This is a genomic window from Paraburkholderia sp. J7 (genome assembly GCF_905220155.1).
Classification (GTDB): domain Bacteria; phylum Pseudomonadota; class Gammaproteobacteria; order Burkholderiales; family Burkholderiaceae; genus Paraburkholderia.
Genome location: NZ_CAJMYZ010000025.1, coordinates 86,027 through 103,543, shown reverse-complemented (window position 1 = coordinate 103,543; position 17,517 = coordinate 86,027). Strand labels below are relative to the sequence as shown.

16 protein-coding genes and 1 pseudogene are annotated in these 17,517 nt (G+C 63.1%); 9 read left to right on the top strand and 8 right to left on the bottom strand.

Going from position 1 to position 17,517, the window contains the following annotated elements:
* Nucleotides 1–90 precede the first annotated feature (90 nt).
* From U5A58_RS32985 to U5A58_RS32975, 3 genes are all read right to left on the bottom strand, one after another.
* Nucleotides 91–471 carry a BON domain-containing protein gene (locus tag U5A58_RS32985; RefSeq protein WP_321964566.1) on the bottom strand — a complete coding sequence of 127 codons (381 nt, stop codon included), beginning with the start codon at nucleotides 469–471 and terminating at the stop codon, nucleotides 91–93.
* A gap of 63 nt (nucleotides 472–534) precedes the next feature.
* Nucleotides 535–1,782, bottom strand: coding sequence for a porin (locus U5A58_RS32980; RefSeq protein ID WP_321964565.1), 1,248 nt, complete (start codon nucleotides 1,780–1,782; stop codon nucleotides 535–537).
* A 100-nt stretch (nucleotides 1,783–1,882) separates the two neighbouring features.
* Entirely contained in the window at nucleotides 1,883–3,070 is a 1,188-nt protein-coding gene (locus tag U5A58_RS32975) for a M20 aminoacylase family protein (RefSeq protein WP_321964564.1), read from the bottom strand.
* Nucleotides 3,071–3,193: 123 nt separating this feature from the next.
* Between U5A58_RS32975 and U5A58_RS32970 the strand changes: the two genes are divergently transcribed.
* Nucleotides 3,194–4,135: a LysR family transcriptional regulator gene (locus U5A58_RS32970; protein ID WP_321964563.1), complete on the top strand. Its 942-nt coding sequence runs from the start codon at nucleotides 3,194–3,196 to the stop codon at nucleotides 4,133–4,135.
* A 193-nt stretch (nucleotides 4,136–4,328) separates the two neighbouring features.
* Here U5A58_RS32970 and U5A58_RS32965 read toward each other — a convergent pair whose 3' ends face one another.
* Genes U5A58_RS32965 through U5A58_RS32955 form a run of 3 tightly spaced genes read right to left on the bottom strand, consistent with a single transcriptional unit; the run spans nucleotide 4,329 to nucleotide 8,339 of the window.
* Nucleotides 4,329–5,447 carry a M14 family metallopeptidase gene (locus U5A58_RS32965; protein ID WP_321964562.1) on the bottom strand — a complete coding sequence of 373 codons (1,119 nt, stop codon included), beginning with the start codon at nucleotides 5,445–5,447 and terminating at the stop codon, nucleotides 4,329–4,331.
* Nucleotides 5,447–6,922 carry a CapA family protein gene (locus U5A58_RS32960; RefSeq protein ID WP_321964561.1) on the bottom strand — a complete coding sequence of 492 codons (1,476 nt, stop codon included), beginning with the start codon at nucleotides 6,920–6,922 and terminating at the stop codon, nucleotides 5,447–5,449. The genes U5A58_RS32965 and U5A58_RS32960 overlap by 1 nt, the downstream gene beginning before the upstream one ends.
* Before the next feature lie 16 nt (nucleotides 6,923–6,938).
* A complete protein-coding gene (locus tag U5A58_RS32955; RefSeq protein WP_321964560.1) occupies nucleotides 6,939–8,339 on the bottom strand; it encodes an MFS transporter in 1,401 nt (466 codons plus the stop codon).
* A gap of 185 nt (nucleotides 8,340–8,524) precedes the next feature.
* Between U5A58_RS32955 and U5A58_RS32950 the strand changes: the two genes are divergently transcribed.
* On the top strand, nucleotides 8,525–9,430 hold the full coding sequence (locus U5A58_RS32950) for a LysR substrate-binding domain-containing protein (protein ID WP_321917353.1): 906 nt from the start codon (nucleotides 8,525–8,527) through the stop codon (nucleotides 9,428–9,430).
* Between the two features lie 71 nt (nucleotides 9,431–9,501).
* On the opposite strand, the pseudogene U5A58_RS32945 reads toward U5A58_RS32950, so the two are convergent.
* Nucleotides 9,502–9,802, bottom strand: a pseudogene (locus U5A58_RS32945) (IS3 family transposase); the annotation flags it as partial.
* Between the two features lie 643 nt (nucleotides 9,803–10,445).
* Between U5A58_RS32945 and U5A58_RS32940 the strand changes: the two are divergent.
* From U5A58_RS32940 to U5A58_RS32930, 3 genes are all read left to right on the top strand, one after another.
* The gene (locus tag U5A58_RS32940) at nucleotides 10,446–11,033 is read left to right on the top strand and encodes a hypothetical protein (RefSeq protein ID WP_321964559.1); all 588 of its coding nucleotides are present in this window, start codon (nucleotides 10,446–10,448) and stop codon (nucleotides 11,031–11,033) included.
* A gap of 167 nt (nucleotides 11,034–11,200) precedes the next feature.
* On the top strand, nucleotides 11,201–11,464 hold the full coding sequence (locus tag U5A58_RS32935; protein ID WP_321964558.1) for a hypothetical protein: 264 nt from the start codon (nucleotides 11,201–11,203) through the stop codon (nucleotides 11,462–11,464).
* A 58-nt stretch (nucleotides 11,465–11,522) separates the two neighbouring features.
* Nucleotides 11,523–11,837 carry a hypothetical protein gene (locus U5A58_RS32930; protein WP_321964557.1) on the top strand — a complete coding sequence of 105 codons (315 nt, stop codon included), beginning with the start codon at nucleotides 11,523–11,525 and terminating at the stop codon, nucleotides 11,835–11,837.
* 254 nt (nucleotides 11,838–12,091) lie between these two features.
* On the opposite strand, the gene U5A58_RS32925 is transcribed toward U5A58_RS32930, so the two are convergent.
* Nucleotides 12,092–12,703 (bottom strand): 3'-5' exonuclease, encoded by a 612-nt coding sequence (locus tag U5A58_RS32925; RefSeq protein ID WP_321964556.1) that lies wholly within the window; start codon nucleotides 12,701–12,703, stop codon nucleotides 12,092–12,094.
* 1,019 nt (nucleotides 12,704–13,722) lie between these two features.
* Here U5A58_RS32925 and dapA point away from each other — a divergent pair.
* From dapA to U5A58_RS32905, 4 genes are all read left to right on the top strand, one after another.
* Nucleotides 13,723–14,646 (top strand): 4-hydroxy-tetrahydrodipicolinate synthase, encoded by a 924-nt coding sequence (gene dapA, locus U5A58_RS32920; protein ID WP_321916327.1) that lies wholly within the window; start codon nucleotides 13,723–13,725, stop codon nucleotides 14,644–14,646.
* 38 nt (nucleotides 14,647–14,684) lie between these two features.
* Nucleotides 14,685–15,755: an ABC transporter substrate-binding protein gene (locus tag U5A58_RS32915; protein WP_321964555.1), complete on the top strand. Its 1,071-nt coding sequence runs from the start codon at nucleotides 14,685–14,687 to the stop codon at nucleotides 15,753–15,755.
* Nucleotides 15,756–15,832: 77 nt separating this feature from the next.
* On the top strand, nucleotides 15,833–16,666 hold the full coding sequence (locus tag U5A58_RS32910; protein ID WP_321964554.1) for an ABC transporter permease: 834 nt from the start codon (nucleotides 15,833–15,835) through the stop codon (nucleotides 16,664–16,666).
* Nucleotides 16,663–17,514: an ABC transporter permease gene (locus U5A58_RS32905; protein WP_321916323.1), complete on the top strand. Its 852-nt coding sequence runs from the start codon at nucleotides 16,663–16,665 to the stop codon at nucleotides 17,512–17,514. Before U5A58_RS32910 ends, U5A58_RS32905 begins: the two co-directional genes overlap by 4 nt.
* Nucleotides 17,515–17,517 lie beyond the last annotated feature (3 nt).

Sequence of the window (17,517 nt, the reverse complement as noted above, 5' to 3'; positions counted from 1 at the left end):
GGCTAGTCGACAAGCCGCCCATGCGCTGAAGCGCTGAAATGCTCAATGCCTGAAACGATGCGCGGCGCCATGCGCCGCGCATCGAGGCGCTTACTGGTTGCCCATGGGCGCGCCAGCGCTGCCGCGGACTTCGATCTTGCTGTTCACGGTGCGCACGCCGCTCACGCCCTGCGCTACCGAAGTGGCGAGCGAGATCTGATTCTCGTTCGCGACCACGCCGCTCAGCGTGACAACGCCGTCATGCGCGCGCACGCGGATATAGGTCGACTTCAGTCCCTGCTTGCGCGCGGCGCGCAGCGCCTGGCGCACGTTTGCAGCAAGCTGCTTGTCGGTTGGCGCGGAGGCGGCCGTAACGGGTGCCGCTGTCGCGGCGGAAGCGCTCGAGGCGCCGCTGCCGCCTTGCGCATGCACACTCGCGCAAACGGCGAACAGCAGGGCGGCGGCAAGCCGCACGGAATGGCGAATCGTCATGTCGTTTCTCCCCAGTCAATGGATCATGTGTCGTGGTGCTCGAATCGTCGTGCGCGAGCACGCTTAGAACTTGTGATACATGCCGATCAGCACGACGTGCGGCGTCTTGTAGAACTGCGTTCCGTTCGAGGTCGAATAGGCGTTGCTCACGTTGTCGAGCGTAGGCTGCTGCGTGTACGGATACGGGTAGTGGCTATAGGTGGGCGCGGTGCCGATATTGTGGATCACCGAGCCGCGCACATAGAGCGCCGTGCGCTTGGAGAGGTTGTAGTCGTAGCCGAGCGTCACGCCGTACGAGTGGTCGACCCAGCCGCCAACGGTGCGATACACCACTTCGGCGCGGAAGTCGTTGCGCTTCAGGTAGCGATAGATGGCGCCGAGCGTATAGGTCGACGAAACACGGTCGCCTTCAAGACGCGGCGCGAGGAAGCTGTAGCCTGCGGAAAGCACGTAGTGACCTGCGTCGTACAGCAGGCCGCCCGAAATGTTGTCGGTGCGCACGTATTGCGACGGATTGAGCCCGTTCACCGCATAGTTGCCGAAATAGCTGATCGTGCCGAACAGGTGGCCGTCAAAGTAGTTCACGGCGATGGAGCGATTGGTCAGCGTCGGCGCGGTCGAGTCCGCGCTGTGCATCTGGATCAGCGCCTGGGCATTGAACGGGCCATACCACGGCGACGAGTAGCTCACCGCGTTCGAGATGTGCAGCGGCTGGTAGCTGGCGCCTGGGCCGAGGTCATAGGTCCAGCCGGCCAGATAGGCGACCGTCGAAACCGACAGCACCTCGCCGAACACGTCGATGAACAGCGGCACGCCAACGGCGTCCTGCAAACCGAACTTCACCTCGCCCGTTTTCGCCGAGCCGAGCGCGATCCACGCTTCACGGTTGAACATGGTGTTCGACGTGCCGAGCGACCCGTTCGATGCATCGAAGCCGTTTTCAAGGGCGAAGCGCACGCGGTAGCCGCCGCCGAGGTCCTCGACCCCATACATGCCGAACTTCGAGGTCCACTCGCCGCCGCTTTGCTGCACGAACGCGGTCTGCGCGCCCTTCGTGAAGCCGATCGCGTTGTCCACGACGCCATAGAGCGAGATGCCCGGCGTATAGGCGCCCGTGCTCGCGTACGGCACGCCCTGGAAGTAGTCGGTGAAGAACAGGTTCGACGGCATCTGCGCCGAAGCGGCCTGGCTCGCGGCGCAAAGCGCGGCGGCCATGCCGGCGCGGCGCGCGGCGAGCGCGAAGCGCGTCGGTTTCGAGTGGGGTCCCGTATTGTGTGCGGCGGAATGGGGCCGAAGGCTGCTTGCTGACATTTATAGGCTCTTTGGGTTGGTCAGAAACTGCAAAAGTGGCGGTGGTCACGCGCGCGGCGAGAAGTGACGGGTTCGCGTTCCGCCGCCGGACTGGTTGGGGTCATTCAGCGCGCAAATAGCGCTCGGTCAGCGCGACGAACCACGCCGCGCCCCAACTGAGCGCCGCGTCGTTGAAGTCGTAAGCCGGGTTGTGAACGAGGCAGCCGCCTGTCTGGCCGGTGCCGTTGCCGAGCAGCACGTAGCAGCCCGGCAGGTGTTCGGACATCCACGAGAAGTCCTCGCTGCCCATGATGGCGTCGGGCAGCATGGTCAACGCCGCCTTGCCCGCGAGCGCCTCGATGGTCTCGATGGCGAGGTCGGTGGCCGCGCGGTCGTTGACGAGCGGACGCGAGATCGCGCGGTAATCCACCGTTGCGGTGACGCCGTACGACTGCGCCTGCAGCCCGGCAATGCTGCGAATGCGCGCTTCGAGCGTGCTGCGCGTCTCGCTGTCGAGCGCGCGCACGGAAAGCTGCAACGTGACGGTCTCCGGTATCACGTTGCCTGCCTTGCCGCCCTCGATCGAACCGACGGTAACGACGGCCGCGCGCGTGGGCTCCACGTTGCGCGCGACGATGGTTTGCAGCGCCATCACGATGCTTGCGGCCGCAACGACCGGATCGCTCGCGAGATGCGGCATCGCGCCGTGGCCGCCGCGGCCCGTGACGGTGATCGTCACGCTGTCCGACGAGGCCATCATGCAACCATGGCGGACCGCGAACTGCCCCACCGGCAGGCCGGGCGCGTTGTGCAGCGCGAACACCTGATCGCAGGGAAAGCGCGTGAAGAGGCCGTCCTCGATCATGCGCGTGGCGCCGCCGAGCCCCTCTTCGGCGGGCTGGAAAATCAGGTTCAGCGTGCCGTCGAACTGTCCATGCGTCGCGAGATGATGGGCGGCGGCAAGCAGGATCGCCGTGTGGCCGTCATGGCCGCAGGCGTGCATCGTCTGGGCGACCGTGCTGGCGTAGGGCAGGCCGGTCGCTTCCTCGATCGGCAGGGCGTCCATGTCGGCGCGCAGTCCGATTGCACGGCTGGCATTGCCGCGCTTGAGCCGCCCGACCACGCCCGTGCCACCGATTCCCGTCGTGACCTCATAGCCCCACTGCGCGAGTTGCTCCGCGACGATGGCGGCGGTGCGCGTTTCCGCGAAGCCCAGTTCGGGATGCGCATGGATGTCGCGGCGGATCGAGATGAACTTCGGTTCCGACTCGCGAAGGGCCGCGAGCAGGGTGGCGTAATGCTGCGTCATGAAATCGTTTCCCCCGTAGCCGTTCAGTGGGACGGCATTCAGACGCAGAGCCTAAGGACGATCGGACGAAATAAAAAAACAATAATTGGAATGTCTATTACCAATGGTAATATCCCCCGCATCATGAAAATTCATCAGCTTCGCGCGCTTGTTGAAGTCGCCGCAACGGGCACGCTCAAGGGCGCGGCATACCGCCTTCATGTCACGCAACCCGCTGTCACAAAAGCGATCCGCGAACTGGAGGACGAATTCGGCGTGCGCCTGTTCGAGCGCAATCCATGGGGTGTGGTCCCAACACCGGAGGGTGTTGCACTGCTGCAACGTGCACGCACGGTCGTGCGCGAAATGGAGCGCGCCGAAGAGGATCTCGCCCACATGAAGGGGCGGCGCGAAGGCCGGCTCGTGATCGGGGTGTCGCCCATTGCCGGCACCGCTGGCCTCGCGGAGGCGTTTGTCGAATTTCGCCGGCGCTGGCCGCATGTCACGATCGAATTCGTCGAGCTAGGCCTGAACCAGTTGCGCGAGCAACTACGTAACCGTGCAGTCGATCTGGCATTTGCGGCGTTTCCCGTGAATCCGGTGAATCCGGGGGAGGATGGCGCGCAGGTCAAGGCGCTCCTTGCGTTCGATGCGGTCTTCGTCACGCGCGCGAACGGGCCGTTCGCGCGGGCTTCTTCGCTGGCCCAGCTGCAGGACGCCGAGTGGATCCATACCGACGTCACCGACAACTATCCGGGCTACATTCACGCGATGTTCGAGCGCGCCGGGCTCGAACCGCCGCGGCGGGTCACGCGTTGCACGTCCTACGGCCTTTTTTACGGCCTCACGGTGCGCTCCGACGCCGTGTTTGCGTGGACGCGCCATTCGCTCGAAGAGGCCGAACTGGGCCGCGCGTTCGTTGAATTGAAGGTAGAAGAGCAGCCGCCCTCGTTGCAGCTCTATTTGTTCTCCGCGCCCGAGGCGCAGCTTACGCGTCCCGCCGAATACTTCGTCGACTGCATCCTCGACGTTACCGCGCAACGCATGGGTCAACCGCGCACGGGCGGTTTCGCATCCGCCGATTGAGCGCGCAGCGGAGCATGGCGATGCGGTTCGAGAAAGAGGGCGCCGTTCAGCGGGCCGGATGTATCCGGCGCTTGAAGACGTGAAAGCAGCCCGCTGCTATGCGCAGGGGCTGCCGGCCGTTCGGAAAAGATGGGGGCGCAAAACCGGCGGCGGCGAGGTCTCACCCCCGCGCGCTGCCAACCTCGCGCATTTATCAAGCCGCTTGCGCTCGTGCCTGCGGCAGCGGCGTGCCGAGTCCCGCGAGGCTCTGGTCCAGCACCTCGCGCGCCTGGGCGAGCACGGTGCGTTTCCAGTCGTCGGTCTCGACATAGAACGCCGCACGAAGCCGCTGCTTGATGGCCTGCGAGCGCTCGATATTGGTACCCGGATGCTGGTAAAGCCACTGCTCCGCACGCAGGGCCTCCAGCACCTGGCGTCCGGGCAGCGTGCCGTATTCGAGCGTGAGCCCGTTGTACTCCGCCTGCGGGCACTCGCTCATCACGGCGAGATCCAGCGTTCCGCCAACGACGGTCGAACTGGAGTTTCCTTCCTCGCTGCTCGTCACATCGCCCCACCATTGCCGGGCGCGCGCGATCGAGGCCGCATCTTGCTGTCCCTTGTAAATGCGCTCGCCAACGCCTGCAGGGCCGAGGCCGGTATGCACGTCGATCCAGGCGATGCGGCGGCACTGTCGAGCATGCTCGCGCAGGATCTCGCGAATGCGCAGATGGCTCCACGTCGGCGCATTGCCCACGTAGAAGAGCCCTTGAGGGTCGACCTGCTGGCCAGCGGAAATGGCCGTTTGAAGTTTGCGCCGGCCATGCCGCAACGCATACCCGAGCAGGCCGAGCGTGCTCGTCAGCGTGGGAGGACAGCGGCGCGGCACGAGCAGCGAGGCGATCTCGCGATAGGCGCTGTTCTGAGTGGACGATGCACCGAAGTCGCGGAAATTGCGATTGAGGTCGACGTTCTCGTGCGTCACGCGGCGCTCCCACGAAAACCCATAGGGATTGAGCGCGTGGATGTAAAGCACCGCCAGGTCGTCGCGTTTGCAGCGCTGCAGCCAGTCGGCGTCGCGCAGCAGATCGAGCTGTACGCCCGATCCGCAGAACCCCTCAATGCCGTGGCAACCGCTGCTGATTACGAGCAGGTTGGCCGCATCGGGTGCGCCCATACGCGCGACGTCGATGGCGAGTTCCTCGCCGTCACGGCCGACCATGGGGTGAATGTGGTGCTGCACCGCGAGGCCGGCTTGCGCGCAGGCGGCGAGAAAGCGTTTGCGCGCCTGAGCGTAGCTGAGCGAGAAACTGCTGGGGTCCAGGATCGCGCGCATCAGCCACCCAGACTCACGCGGCCGACGCTGCTCACTCGCTCGCCAATCGTCACCGTGTCGATCTCGATCTGCGTGCCGAACTCGCTGGAAAGCGTCTGCAGCCGCTCGAGGATGCGGCGCGCCTGGCCGTTGTTCTCCACCGTGTCGAACGCGAGGCGCGGAATGCCGCGCTCGGCGTCGCGGCCGCCAAAGCCGAGTTCGATCGGGTGAAGCAGGAGCGCCTTGAGGCGGCCGTCGGCGTTGAACCGGCATTCGGCCACGACACTCTCGAACCAGATCGGCTCGGAGAAGATGCCGACCACGCGCTTCCACTCGAGGAATTCCGCAGGCGTGCCGACCTTGGGGTTGGTGACGCCCTTGGGACCGACGATAGCCTCGGCGGCCATCCATTCGATCTCCTCCCATTCGTCGCGCGGCACGATCTGCTGGCTGTTGTCCATGAAGCAGAAGTTGCCGAGCGAGTACAGCAGCGGCTTGCCGTTGTAGATTTCGATGCCGCGCAGCTGGTGCGGACCGTGGCCGCACAGCATGTCGGCGCCGCCGTCCACCAGCTTGCGCGCGAGCGCCGGCAAATAGCTGGGGACTTCGGTGGTGAAGTTGTCCGGCTCGTGCGTGTGCTGGGCGACGATCGTGAAATCGCTGGTCTGCTTGGCTTGCCGCAGGTTGCGTTCGATGCCGGCCTGGTCGCGCTTGTCGCACTCGTGGACGATGCGCAGCGACCCCGGGGCCGCTTCGGGATCGACGCGATAGTGCAGCGCCATGCCCAGGTGCACGCTGTGCTGGCCGTGCAGCGCCTTGAGGAGGAAGTGGTCCTGGAAGGCTTCCTGATCGTTCAGGCGCTTGAGCACCGCGAAATCCTCCGCGCTGACGAGACGGTGTGCGGTCGTGCGCAGCGGGTTGAGGCCTGGGCGCGGCGCAACGGCGCCGAGGCCGTCGTTGGCGGGCGCGTTGCCTTCGAAGGTGGTGGCGTAGGAAATCAGCGCCACGCGCGCCTTGTCCGTGTTCAGGAACGCCGGCGCGCGCGCGGCCGCGAGGCTCGCGCCGGTGCCGGCGTGAACGATGCCGGCTTCGTCGAGCAGGCCGTCGGTCATGTTCATGCCCGCCACGCCCCAATCCAGCGCGTGGTTGTTCGCGCGCGCCATCAGGTTGAAGCCGATGGAGGCGAGGTCGGCCGGGCACTCGGGGTCGCTCGTGAGCCAGGCGAAGCCGGACTGCGCTTCCGGGTGTCCGTTGAAGGTCTTGAGGTCGATCGCCGAGCCTTCGTAGTTGCCGACGACAACGTCGCCGCGCGAGAGGATCGCGAGCAGCTCGGGCGATTTGCGCGCGAGCTTGGCGCGGATCGCGTGGGTGATGATGATGTCGCCCACGGCGACGACGGTGAAGCCGTCGTCCACGTCGGCTTCGCGCCAGCTGGCCTGTAGCTCGAGTGAAGCGGGGCGCTGCTGGGGCGCCTTGATGCGTTGGTGCAGAATCATGTTGTTGGAGTGCGCATCAGCGCGGTTGGGTTTCGCAGTTCAGAAGTTGCGAGCGCGTACGCTCGGGATCGATCAGTGCCAGGCCCAGCAGGCCGCTCGTGACGAGGGCGAGGCCAAAGCCGCCGATCACGAGTTCGAAGCCCGGCGCGATCAGGCCGCCCGCATGCTCGACGGCGCGGCCGACCAGCAGCGGCGCGACCATGCCCGCGCTCGTCATGAGGCCGATATGGATGGCGAGCAGGCTGCCGCGCTGCCGGCTCGGCGCGAAAAACGCGACGATGCTGTTGGCAAAGGCGGGCAGCAGGTTGACGAGAATGCTGCCGAGCAGGAAGAGGGCGAGCGTGCCGGCCCGGCCCGGCGAGCCGAAGCCAAGCACGGCCATGGCGATGCCGCCCAGCAGGCAGGCGAGCATGGGCGGCGCGACCAGTGCGCGCCGCACGCTCGCGCCGCGCGTGAGCGCGCGCTGCGAAGCGGTGGAGACCACGAGATTGAGCACGATGACGCCGAGCGTCGCCGCCATCACCACGTAGCCCGACTGGATGGGCGCGAGCCCAAGGCCGCGCTGGAGATAGACGGGCACCCAGCTATAAATCAGCGCCGTGGGCAGATAGCTGCAGAAGCCCGCGAGCGTCACCAGCACGAAGCTGCGATTGAGCAGCAGGCGCGGGTAAGGAGCGGTGGCGGCGGCGCTCGTTTGCGCCGCATCGTCGTGCGTGCCTTCGCGGCCATAGGCCATCCACACGAGCAGCCAGACGAGGCTCACGCCGGCCAGCAGCAAATAACCGGCGCGCCAGCCGACGCGCTGGATCACGAGCGGCAACATGAGCGCGCCGGCAATGGCGCCGAGCATGATCGCGACCTGGATCAGCGCCGCCGGCACGACACGCTCGCGCGGTGCGTACCACTTGAAACACGCATGCTGAGTGACGGCCGTACCCGGCCCGCAGCCCGCACCGAGCAGCATGCGGCTGCCAACCAGCATGGCGAAGCCGCTGCTGCGCGCCGTGAGCAGTTGCGCGGCCATCCAGACCAGTGACATCGCAGCGAGGATGTACCGCGTGGGCAGCCGGTTCGCGGCAAAGCCCACCAGCAGCCCGGAAATCGAGTACAGCACGAAGAACGCACTGCCGATCGAGCCGAACTGCGCGGGCGTGAGCTTGAGCTCGTCGATGATCTGCGGACCGGCGAAGGCGAAGATCGATTTGTCGAGCACCGCGATGACCATGACGATCATGAGCAGCGCGACGACGACGTAACGGCGGCGGCCGCCTGGGCTCGATTCGCTTGCGCCTGGTTGCGGTGGCAACGAAGGGGCGTGGTCGAGCCCGATGGGATCGGCTGTCTCTGTGTGCACGGCGCAGGGGGCGGCCAGCGGGCCGGCGCCGGCGGAGTTGGCTTCGGCAGGGTGCTTCTTCATGGGCGTGCGGTTGCGGTGAAACGTGTGACAAAGGTCCCGGCGCTGGGCGCCAAACCGGCGTGCCTGAGCGATGCGGTGCAGGGCCATCTCGCTCAGGTGACCGCACTCTGCGGGAGCCAATATCAAACAACAATCAAAAATTTCTTATAATGATTACCAGTGTTTATCAGTGAAGGCGGCCGTCCTTGAAGCATCACCAACTCATCGCGCTGGTCGCCGTGGCCGATCAGGGCAGTTTTCACGGGGCCGCCCGGGCCCTGCACCTCACGCAGCCGGCCATTACCAAGGCCATCAAGGACCTCGAAGCGGAACTCGGCATCCTGCTCGTGACGCGCCAGGCTCGCGGCGTCGTGCTTACCGTCGAGGGGCAGGCGCTGCTGGCGCGGGCGCGCCTGATCGTGCGCGAGGTGCGCCGGGCGCAGGAGGAGATCAACCAGCTCAAGGGCCGTCGCGACGGGGAACTGGCGATCGGCGTCACGCCACTGGCCGGGCTGACCATCGTGCCGCGCGCCTTTGCGCGCTTTCGCCAGGCGTGGCCGGAAGTGAAGGTGGATTTCATCGAATACACCTCGGATCAGCTCGTTACCCAGCTTCGCAGCGGCAGCCTCGACTTCGCCGTGGGCGCCGCCACGGGCAGCGCCGGTGGCGTGCCCGTGGAGCATGAAGAACTCTTTTCGCTGCCGACCTCACTCGCAGTGCACCGCGAAAGTCCGCTTGCGCACGCCCGGTCGCTGGCGGAACTGCATCACGCCGAGTGGATTCACACCGATCTCACCGAGCGCTTCCCGAGCTTTCTCGTGGAGCTGTTTGCGCGGGAAGGGCTCACGCCACCGCCGCGCGTGACGCGTTGCACTTCGCAGGCTCTTTTTCACAGTCTCGCGATGGCCAACGACGTGGTGTTCTTCTGGTCGCTCTTTGCCATCGGCATGCCCGAACTGCGTCAGCGCTTTACGGCGTTGCCGCTGGCGGCCAATCTGCCGCGCCTGAGCATGAGCCTTCTCGTGCGTGAGAACAGCTTGCTTACGCGTGCCGCGGCGTACTTTATCCGTTGTATTCGTGAGGTTGCGCAGAGCGAGTGGACGGCGCTTTGAGGCGAGCGTGCGACTCAAAGCGGGTTGGGATCGGACATAATGAAATGGCCAGCCCGATCCCAGCGACCGTTCTACGATAGGTAGTTCGGTCCACGGTAGAGGAGTGCGCCAAGCGAGATCTTGATCCGTTTTTCGTTGTACCAGCGAACGTACGAGTCAACGACCTCAATGAATTGGTCGGTGCTGACGGTCTGCCAGTTCCGAGCGTAAAACAGTTCCGTTTTCAGCCATCCAAAGAAGCCTTCGCACGCAGCGTTATCGGGCGAGCAGCCCTTGCTGCGAAATTGAGCGAATCAGATTGGCCTCCCGTATCCGGGTAAGCCAGCCTGGCCAGCGATAATGCGCACCGCGATCTGAATGGACTACAGGTCGGCTGTTGCTACTGCCGATTTCGTTCAGCCAGTACTAGCGAGGTGGAGGCAGTACTTCAACTGCCCTTCCTTTCACAAGACGCGACCGGCGCGCTCGCGAACAGCATGATCGGGCTATCACTGATCATCTTGGGACGATCGGCCTTCCGGCAAGGTGATTGAACCTCGCTTCGCCTTATTCGTAACGAATACTTCGAGAGACTCCATTCGTGGCCTGACTTGGCTCGCCTTGACGCGTCGTATCTAATTTGTGACGACAGCTATAGCAAGGGCTTGCCGACTCCTCTGGGCAGTGGTGACGGTTCCCTAAAGAACGCTGCGCAGTTCTCCGATCTGGTCAAGACACTCGTTGGCAGCGTCATGCAACCAGATGATTTGAAGGGAAAAATCGAAGAGCAATACCCGCTCCTAACGACGTTGCTTTTTGAACTCGTCAAGAACACCCAGGATCATGCACTGTATGACGCCGATGGAAGCGCAGTTGAGCAGTCGCTGCGGGTCTTTTTTGCGCGGTTCTATCCCCTCGACACTCTTGACGTGGTTGTTAACAAGAAGTCGAAAATTCCGTTAGGGAGCAACGTCGGTGTGACGTTGAGCGCCTGCTCGAACTCCACCCGGCCAACCAATATATTCGGCTCGCGGTCTTGCTCGAACGGCAGATTGAGGGCCCCGCCGCGGCCGGGCAATACGCATTGCTCAAAGCGTGGCCGAATCGATCACCGGCGCCTCGTTACCTCTGGCAAGCCGCCAAGGTCGCCGCGGGCGACGGGCAGCCGGCCGAGGCGCTCGAGTATCTGAGCCAACTGGAAGCGCACGAGCGCAAAAGTTTTGATCCGTCGAGAGATCTTCTCTTTCAGATCGAGCTCGCGCGATGCGCCGTCGCGCTCGAAGCGAACGAGCGCGACTCGATGTCGGGATTCGATCCGCTGGTGAGAGACGCGTCGTTAGAGGGTGAGAACCGAGTGGCTGCGATCCTTGCCGCACTCGAGGCTGCGTGCCGAGTTGCTCCGGAGTGCGTGAGCGAGCTTGGCGGTCGCTATCTTGAAGCGGGCGAGGCGAGAGGCTACGGGCTCAGCTTCGCAACATACGACCTCTCAAACTTCAGCATGCCAGTTGAGGGCACCAGGTGGGATATGTCGGCGACCACCTGGCCATGCGGCGACGTGCGGCCACATCTCGCCATGCTCGGTATCGCATCGAGCGGGCGTGCGGGCATTTTTTTCCGCGCTTAAGACAACCCGGTGCCGGCGCCAAGCGGCTACGACATGGCCAAAGGTGTCGTCGACGAGCTCCGTTCGAAAGAGGTGCGAAACGAGTACTATCAGTTGATGGGGGTTGTCTCGCGCAGGGCGACGATCGTCCCGGTGTCCAGTTCGACCTCGGACTGTCCGCACAGTGGATGAAGAAAGACGCAACGGCGCGAAAGGCTTACCTACGAACCCTTGCCAACCAGCCCGATAACGGCGCAGCGATCAATGCGCTTTTGCTTTGCAGGACGCCCGCCGACGCGCAGTTCCTGGAGGAGATCGCCGGCTTCGTTGCGAAGTGTGCGGCGAACGATTCGAAGCTAAAGACAGAGATCGACGGCGCGCTCGTCCCTGCGCTCAGCGGTGGGTCTCCTTGCACGGTTCCGGTGCGCGAATGCGGAAGCTGGCGACGATGAACTGCCGCCGTTCGAGGGGAGCGCGATCCCGTTTGCGCCCGTCGTGAGTTGTCGGCGTGTGCTGTTCGATCTTTTGGGAACCGGCCTCGTTACCGTCCATCCGAAAACGAGCGCCGACGCGTTCGCCTTCAAGGACCGTGAACTGACCGCGTGGCGTTTCGGCAGCATCCGGCGGCAGCTCTCGCCATCATGCCAGTTCCTTGTTGATCGCCTGCGATCCATGAACGGCACGATCCCCGCCCTCAAGCTGTCACACCCCATAGACCGGCAGCGTCGCGGAGCCCAGCGCCTCGCGCCGGAATTTCTCCAGCACCGATTCCCAGACGATGACCGAGACGCTTCCGGCTTCATCCTCAAGCGTACAACTCGATAGTTCTGTCGCCGGCTCAACCTTGCGGCGACGTGCTCAGTGCCGTACGTGTAGACACTTAATATGTTCTACGACTCGCGGTGCACTCACGCATTTTCGCACTTCCGCAATCTGAGGTGGCTCGTTCTGCATGGCTCAATTGCTTCTCCTGCGGTCCAACAGGAGGGTGCCCGTTTGAGGCGGCGCACCGCCTGTATCAGGTCTTGGCCGCCCACGACAGATAGAGGGGGCGGTCCAGGTTGTTCGGCGCTACGGGCTCAGTCGTTAGACAGCGAACCCAGCAATGTCGCAACCTTCGCCTTGCTGGTTTTCTGCAATCGAGCCATGAGGGCGTGATCGATTCGCTTGAGCCCGTAAGTTTGAGCGATGTCGTGCTGCAATCGGCACCAGAGATGACTGGCGATCTCGGCGTCAACCATCGCTCGGTGAGCACGGCCCGATTTCGGTAACCGAAGCATCTCCGCCAAGCTAGACAGGCGGTGACTCTGGGCGTGTGGATAGACCCGCCTGGCGACGAGCATCGTGCAAGCAAATGAATGCTCCGCTGGCACTCCAAGAAGCCCCAGTTCTGCCTGCCAAAACCGCTTATCGAAACCGGCGTTGTGGGCCACGACGGGATGGTTTCCAACAAACGCTGCAGTTTCCCTCATGACTTTCGATACAGGAGGAGCCGAGGCGATCATGTCGTTCGTGATGCCGGTGAGAGCAACGACATCGGACGGGATGCGCCGTCCTGCGTTCATCAAGCTCTGGTAACGATCAACAATCTGACCGTCACGCAGGAGGATGACGGCAATCTCGGTAGCGCGGTCGCCCAGATTCGGCGAAAGCCCGGTTGTTTCGAAGTCGAGTACCGCAACGGTTTGCATGTTTCTTTCGTTCTCTAATCAGTTGATGCCGTACTACGCACGCTTCCCCACGCCTGACGAGCGGCTCAGGCAGGACGCCCATATCCTGTTGCCTGGCTGCATGGAGAACACCCTCGTACAAAGCCAAACGGAGCTCTTCGCTCTTTCTGGCCGTCAAGCTGATAACGCCTTTGTTTGTTCGCGCGGCTGCCGCTCAGGCCAGTTCGCCAACCAACGACACACTTAGAGCCAGGATTTTCAGGGTATTCGTGACGATGCGCCGGGATCCGAATGCGTTGAATGATTGGCGGGCGTATTCTACGCCTCGTGAACCGCCATTTTTTATCGGCTCTAGCGCGGTCGCGAGTTACCGGGGCGAACGCGGAGGGTTGACAGATGAAAACGCCTGGACTGACGCGAAGCTGAGGAGCTGCGCTTTCATCTCGCTGGAGTTGAGGATTGCGGGTTCACCAGCATCGGGCAGGCCGACAGGGTCAGCCGAGGGTGGGACGCGGGACCGCATCCGGCGATTATTGAGTTTGCGTAGTTTGATATAAAAATAGGCACCTTTTGATAAGAATACTTATCGCAACAGCATCATAATACTGGCATTTCGCCTATGTCCGGACGACCTTCCGCCGTCGACAAGCATTGCCAGAATTGAAAAAACGCGTTCGAATCGCCCGGACATTGCGAAATCGTCGGACAAGAGGTCACGGATGGATGGGGACCACGCCCGTTCGCATAAGGCGACAATGCTCTCGATGCACATGCCCCTGAGAACCATCAGAGGGTCACATCAGGGGAAACCCTCAAACCGCCGCGTTTATCACGTTTGTTTGCGCCCGCCAGGCCGTCTCGCGAGGCTGCGCAGCCCCATCCCGCCTGCTCCAGGCCCCATTGAATAACCAGGTCTTATAAAGAGGGTAACTGGCACTGATGGTGCGTGTCCGGTTTTTTTGCCTCCTTATCGTTCAAACCATGGAGTGTCATTCAGATCCTCGGCGACCCAGGCCGTACCACTATTGAAGAGCGCATCGATGAGCACGTTGCATCCCTATGCAGGTATTTTGACGGCAGTTCCCACTCCTCTCGACGCAGACGGCCATTTCGTCGCCGCGCCGCTTGCCGCGCAGATCGGCCGGCTCATCGAAGCCGGCGCGGACGGTGTCGTGCCGCTCGGCGGCACGGGCGAGTACACGGCGCTGTCGTTCGCGGAGCGTCTGCGTGTCGTCGAAACGTCGCTCGAAGCGGCGGCCGGCGCGCTGCCCGTCGTGCCGGGCATTCTCGCGCCAGGACTTGGCGACGCCATCGACAACGCCAAGGCCTTTGTGAAGGCTGGCGCGAAGGCGCTCATGGTCGTCACGCCGTATTATTTCCGGCCCACACAGGAAGGCATCGTCGAGTACTACCAGCGTTTCTCCGATGCAGTCGACGCCGACATCATCCTCTACGAAATCCCGTATCGCACGGGCGTCTCGCTCCATTACGAAACCGTCGCGAAGCTCGCCGCGCTCACGCGCGTCGTCGGCATCAAGGCCTGCAATCCGGATCTCGCCACGCAAATGCGCGCGGCCGAACTCTGCGCGTCGAAGATCGCCATTCTGAGCGGCGAGGAAGACGTACTGCCGCTGCACGTCGCCATGGGTGCCGTCGGCGGCATCATCTCCAGCTCGAACCTCGTGCCGAAGCAGTGGGCGCGTGTGCTCGCGCTGGCGTCGAACGGCCAACTCGAACAGGCCGTCGCGCTGCACGCCACGTTGCGCCCGCTCATCGACGCCATCTTCGCCGAGCCGAATCCCGCGCCCATCAAAGCCGCGCTGACGCTTCAAGGCCTCGCGTTCGGCGACGTGCTGCCGCCGCTCAAGCCTGCTTCCGCGGCGCTGCGCCAGCGCCTCGCCGACGTCATGGCGCCGCTCGTCGCGCGCGAGGACGCCTGTTCCCCATCCGCGGCGGGCGTTTGAGTCGCACAGAGACCATCGATACGTTAAGAGAGAAGACCATGTCATCCGATAACAACATCATTCTTCCGCGTCGTCGCTTTCTTCAGGCGGCGGGCGTCACGCTACTCTCGACGGCCGTTGCCGCGCCGATGATCATCACTTCACGCAAGGCGGCCGCTGCGAGCAATCTCACGGTCGTGAGCTGGGGCGGCAACTATCATCAGGGTGTTGACGAAGCGCTCGCCAAGCCGTTCGAAAAGGAATTCGGCGTGCACGTGACGCTCGTCGACACGCCCGATCTTGCCCGCGTGAAGGCGCAGGTGATGACGAACAACGTGCAATGGGACGTGTTCGATGCGGTCGGTCCAATGGCGATGACGGGTGCGAAAAACGGCTATTGGGAACCGCTCGATCCGGCATCATTCGACCGCAGCGACCTGATTGCGCCGATGACGAAATTCGCCGTGCCGTTCTACGGCTTCACGGGCGGCATTTGCTGGGACAACAGCAAGCACCCGGCCGGCAAGCACCCGGAAACCTTCGCCGATTACTTCGACGTGAAGAAGTTTCCCGGCCAGCGCACGCTGCGCAACCGCGCGAGCGAAACGCTCGAAATCGCCTTGCTCGCCGACGGCGTGCCGCCGGAAAAGATTTATCCGCTCGACGTCGACCGCGCGTTTCGCGTACTGGACCGCATCAAGCCGTCTATCGGCAAGTGGGTGGACCAGACGCCCCAAACAGTTTCGCTCGTGGAAACGGGCCAGGTCGATTACAGCTACACGTATTCGACGCGCGTGAAGGCCGCGCAGGAAGCGGGCAAGCCGATCGACTTCTCGTTTAAACAAACGCTCACCGGTCTCGAGTATCTCGTCGTTCTGAAGAACGCGCCCAACAAGGCGAACGCGATGAAGTTCGTGCAGTTCGCCATGCGCCCCGATCGTCAGGCGGCGCTCATGGATTATCTCGGCAACACGCCGGCGAGCAAGAAGGCGCTCCCGCTCGTCAAACCCGACGTGCGCAAATGGCTGTCGGACCCGAACAACAAGATGAACCTCATCAGCAACGATGTCTGGTGGACCGACCATTACGACGAACTCACACTGCGTTTCAAGGAGTGGGTGCTGTCGTAACGTCGAGGTAAAAAAGGCCGTCGCAATAGCGGCGGTCGTATGGTCCGCAGTCAAGCATTTCAGCGGTAGGAGGAGTAATGAAAGGCAGAAAGGATGGGTTGCTGTACGTCGGCCCGGCAACGGTATTTTTGTTTCTCGTGGTGTTCGTGCCGCTGATGTATGTGGTCTACACGAGTGTCTGGGTGAATGACGGCGTGTCGCTTTCGGCCTATCGACGCCTCTTCGGCAGTGAACTCTTCCTGCGCACCTTGTGGTCGACGTTTCAGATCAGCATCTGCGCGTCGTTGTGCAGCCTGCTGCTCGGCTATCCCATTGCCATGCATCTCGCGAAGCAAACGCCGAAGAAACGGGCCCTCTACATGGTGCTCGTGCTGGTGCCGTTCTGGACCAGCATTCTCGTGAAGAGCTATGCATTCACGGTCCTGCTCGGCCGTGACGGGCTGGTCAACAAGCTGTTATCGGTCGTGTTCGCCACGCATGTCCAGCTGCCGATGCTGTTCAACCGCTTCGGCGTGATGGTCGGCATGACCAACTATCTGATTCCGTTCATCGTCTTTCCGGTGCTCGCGAGTCTGCTCGCCATCGACCAGTCGCTATACCGCGCTTCGGAAATCATGGGCGCGAAGCCGCCGCGCATCTTCTTTCGCATCACGCTGCCGCTGTCCATGCCCGGTATCGCGGCTGCGGCGTTGAGCACCACGGTCATGTCGATGGGCTTTTTCGTGATTCCCGCGCTGCTGGGCGGCCGCAAGGACGCGATGATGTCCAATCTCGTCGACTTCTACACGCGCGAAACAATGGACTGGAATATGGCGTCGGCGATCGGCGTGATCCTGCTCGGTATCGTCACGCTCGCGGCGCTCGGCGCGGAGCGGTTCCAGAAGCGCGATTCAAAAAAGGTGATGGCATGAGCACATCGATGCAAGCAGGTTTGCCGGCAGTCCGGCGCGGTGTCGTGGTCGATGGGCTCGCGCGTCGTTACGCGCGGCTGCGCAACGTCATCGCCATTCTGGTGTACGTCTTCATTCTGGTGCCCACGCTCATCGTCATTCCGATTTCGTTCGGCGGCGACGGCGAGCTGACGTTCCCGCCGCGTGTGTGGTCGATGTCGCTGTACGTGCATCTCTTCACGTCGGATAGCTGGGTTGGACCAATCCTGCAGAGCCTGAAGGTCGCGAGTCTCACCACGGTCGTTTCCGTGCTCTTGGGCGTGCCTGCCGCATACGGGCTCGTGCGCCACGAATTTCCCGGCAAGCGCTTCGTGATGTTGCTGCTCATGAGTCCGATTCTGGTTCCCGTGATCGTGATGTCGCTTGGCCTCTATTTGTACCTGTCGCGGCTGCATCTGGTCGGCTCGACGCTTGGCCTCGTCGTGAGCCATGTCGCGTATGTCACGCCGTTCATGATGATGACCGTGATGGCCGGCGTGAAGAAGCTCGACCCGGCGCTCGAATTCGCCACCACGATCATGGGCGCGGAGCGCCGCACCGTGTTCTTCAAGGTGGTCCTGCCGCAGCTTCGCCCGTCGATTCTCGCGGGCGCGCTGTTCGCGTTTCTCGTGTCGTTCGACGAGGTCGTTATTGCGTGGTTTCTCACGAGCCCCGAAACGACTACGTTGCCGGTGCGGATGTACAGCAGCATTCAATGGGACATTTCACCCGTGATCGCCGCCGTTTCCGCACTGCTCACATTGCTTTCGCTGGTTTTCTGTTGCGTGTCGGTTTGGCTTCAGCCGGCTGCGCCCGAATCGTCGCATTGAGGT

Bases quoted from the DNA above. Each gene is read 5' to 3' on its own strand.
- U5A58_RS32905 (WP_321916323.1), top strand. From the start codon at position 16,663: ATGAGCACATCGATGCAAGCAGGTTTGCCGGCAGTCCGGCGCGGTGTC.
- U5A58_RS32980 (WP_321964565.1), bottom strand. From the start codon at position 1,782: ATGTCAGCAAGCAGCCTTCGGCCCCATTCCGCCGCACACAATACGGGA.
- U5A58_RS32960 (WP_321964561.1), bottom strand. From the start codon at position 6,922: ATGATTCTGCACCAACGCATCAAGGCGCCCCAGCAGCGCCCCGCTTCA.
- U5A58_RS32965 (WP_321964562.1), bottom strand. From the start codon at position 5,447: ATGCGCGCGATCCTGGACCCCAGCAGTTTCTCGCTCAGCTACGCTCAG.
- U5A58_RS32985 (WP_321964566.1), bottom strand. From the start codon at position 471: ATGACGATTCGCCATTCCGTGCGGCTTGCCGCCGCCCTGCTGTTCGCC.
- U5A58_RS32935 (WP_321964558.1), top strand. From the start codon at position 11,201: ATGAAGAAAGACGCAACGGCGCGAAAGGCTTACCTACGAACCCTTGCC.
- U5A58_RS32910 (WP_321964554.1), top strand. From the start codon at position 15,833: ATGAAAGGCAGAAAGGATGGGTTGCTGTACGTCGGCCCGGCAACGGTA.
- dapA (WP_321916327.1), top strand. From the start codon at position 13,723: ATGAGCACGTTGCATCCCTATGCAGGTATTTTGACGGCAGTTCCCACT.
- U5A58_RS32975 (WP_321964564.1), bottom strand. From the start codon at position 3,070: ATGACGCAGCATTACGCCACCCTGCTCGCGGCCCTTCGCGAGTCGGAA.
- U5A58_RS32915 (WP_321964555.1), top strand. From the start codon at position 14,685: ATGTCATCCGATAACAACATCATTCTTCCGCGTCGTCGCTTTCTTCAG.
- U5A58_RS32925 (WP_321964556.1), bottom strand. From the start codon at position 12,703: ATGCAAACCGTTGCGGTACTCGACTTCGAAACAACCGGGCTTTCGCCG.
- U5A58_RS32955 (WP_321964560.1), bottom strand. From the start codon at position 8,339: ATGAAGAAGCACCCTGCCGAAGCCAACTCCGCCGGCGCCGGCCCGCTG.
- U5A58_RS32970 (WP_321964563.1), top strand. From the start codon at position 3,194: ATGAAAATTCATCAGCTTCGCGCGCTTGTTGAAGTCGCCGCAACGGGC.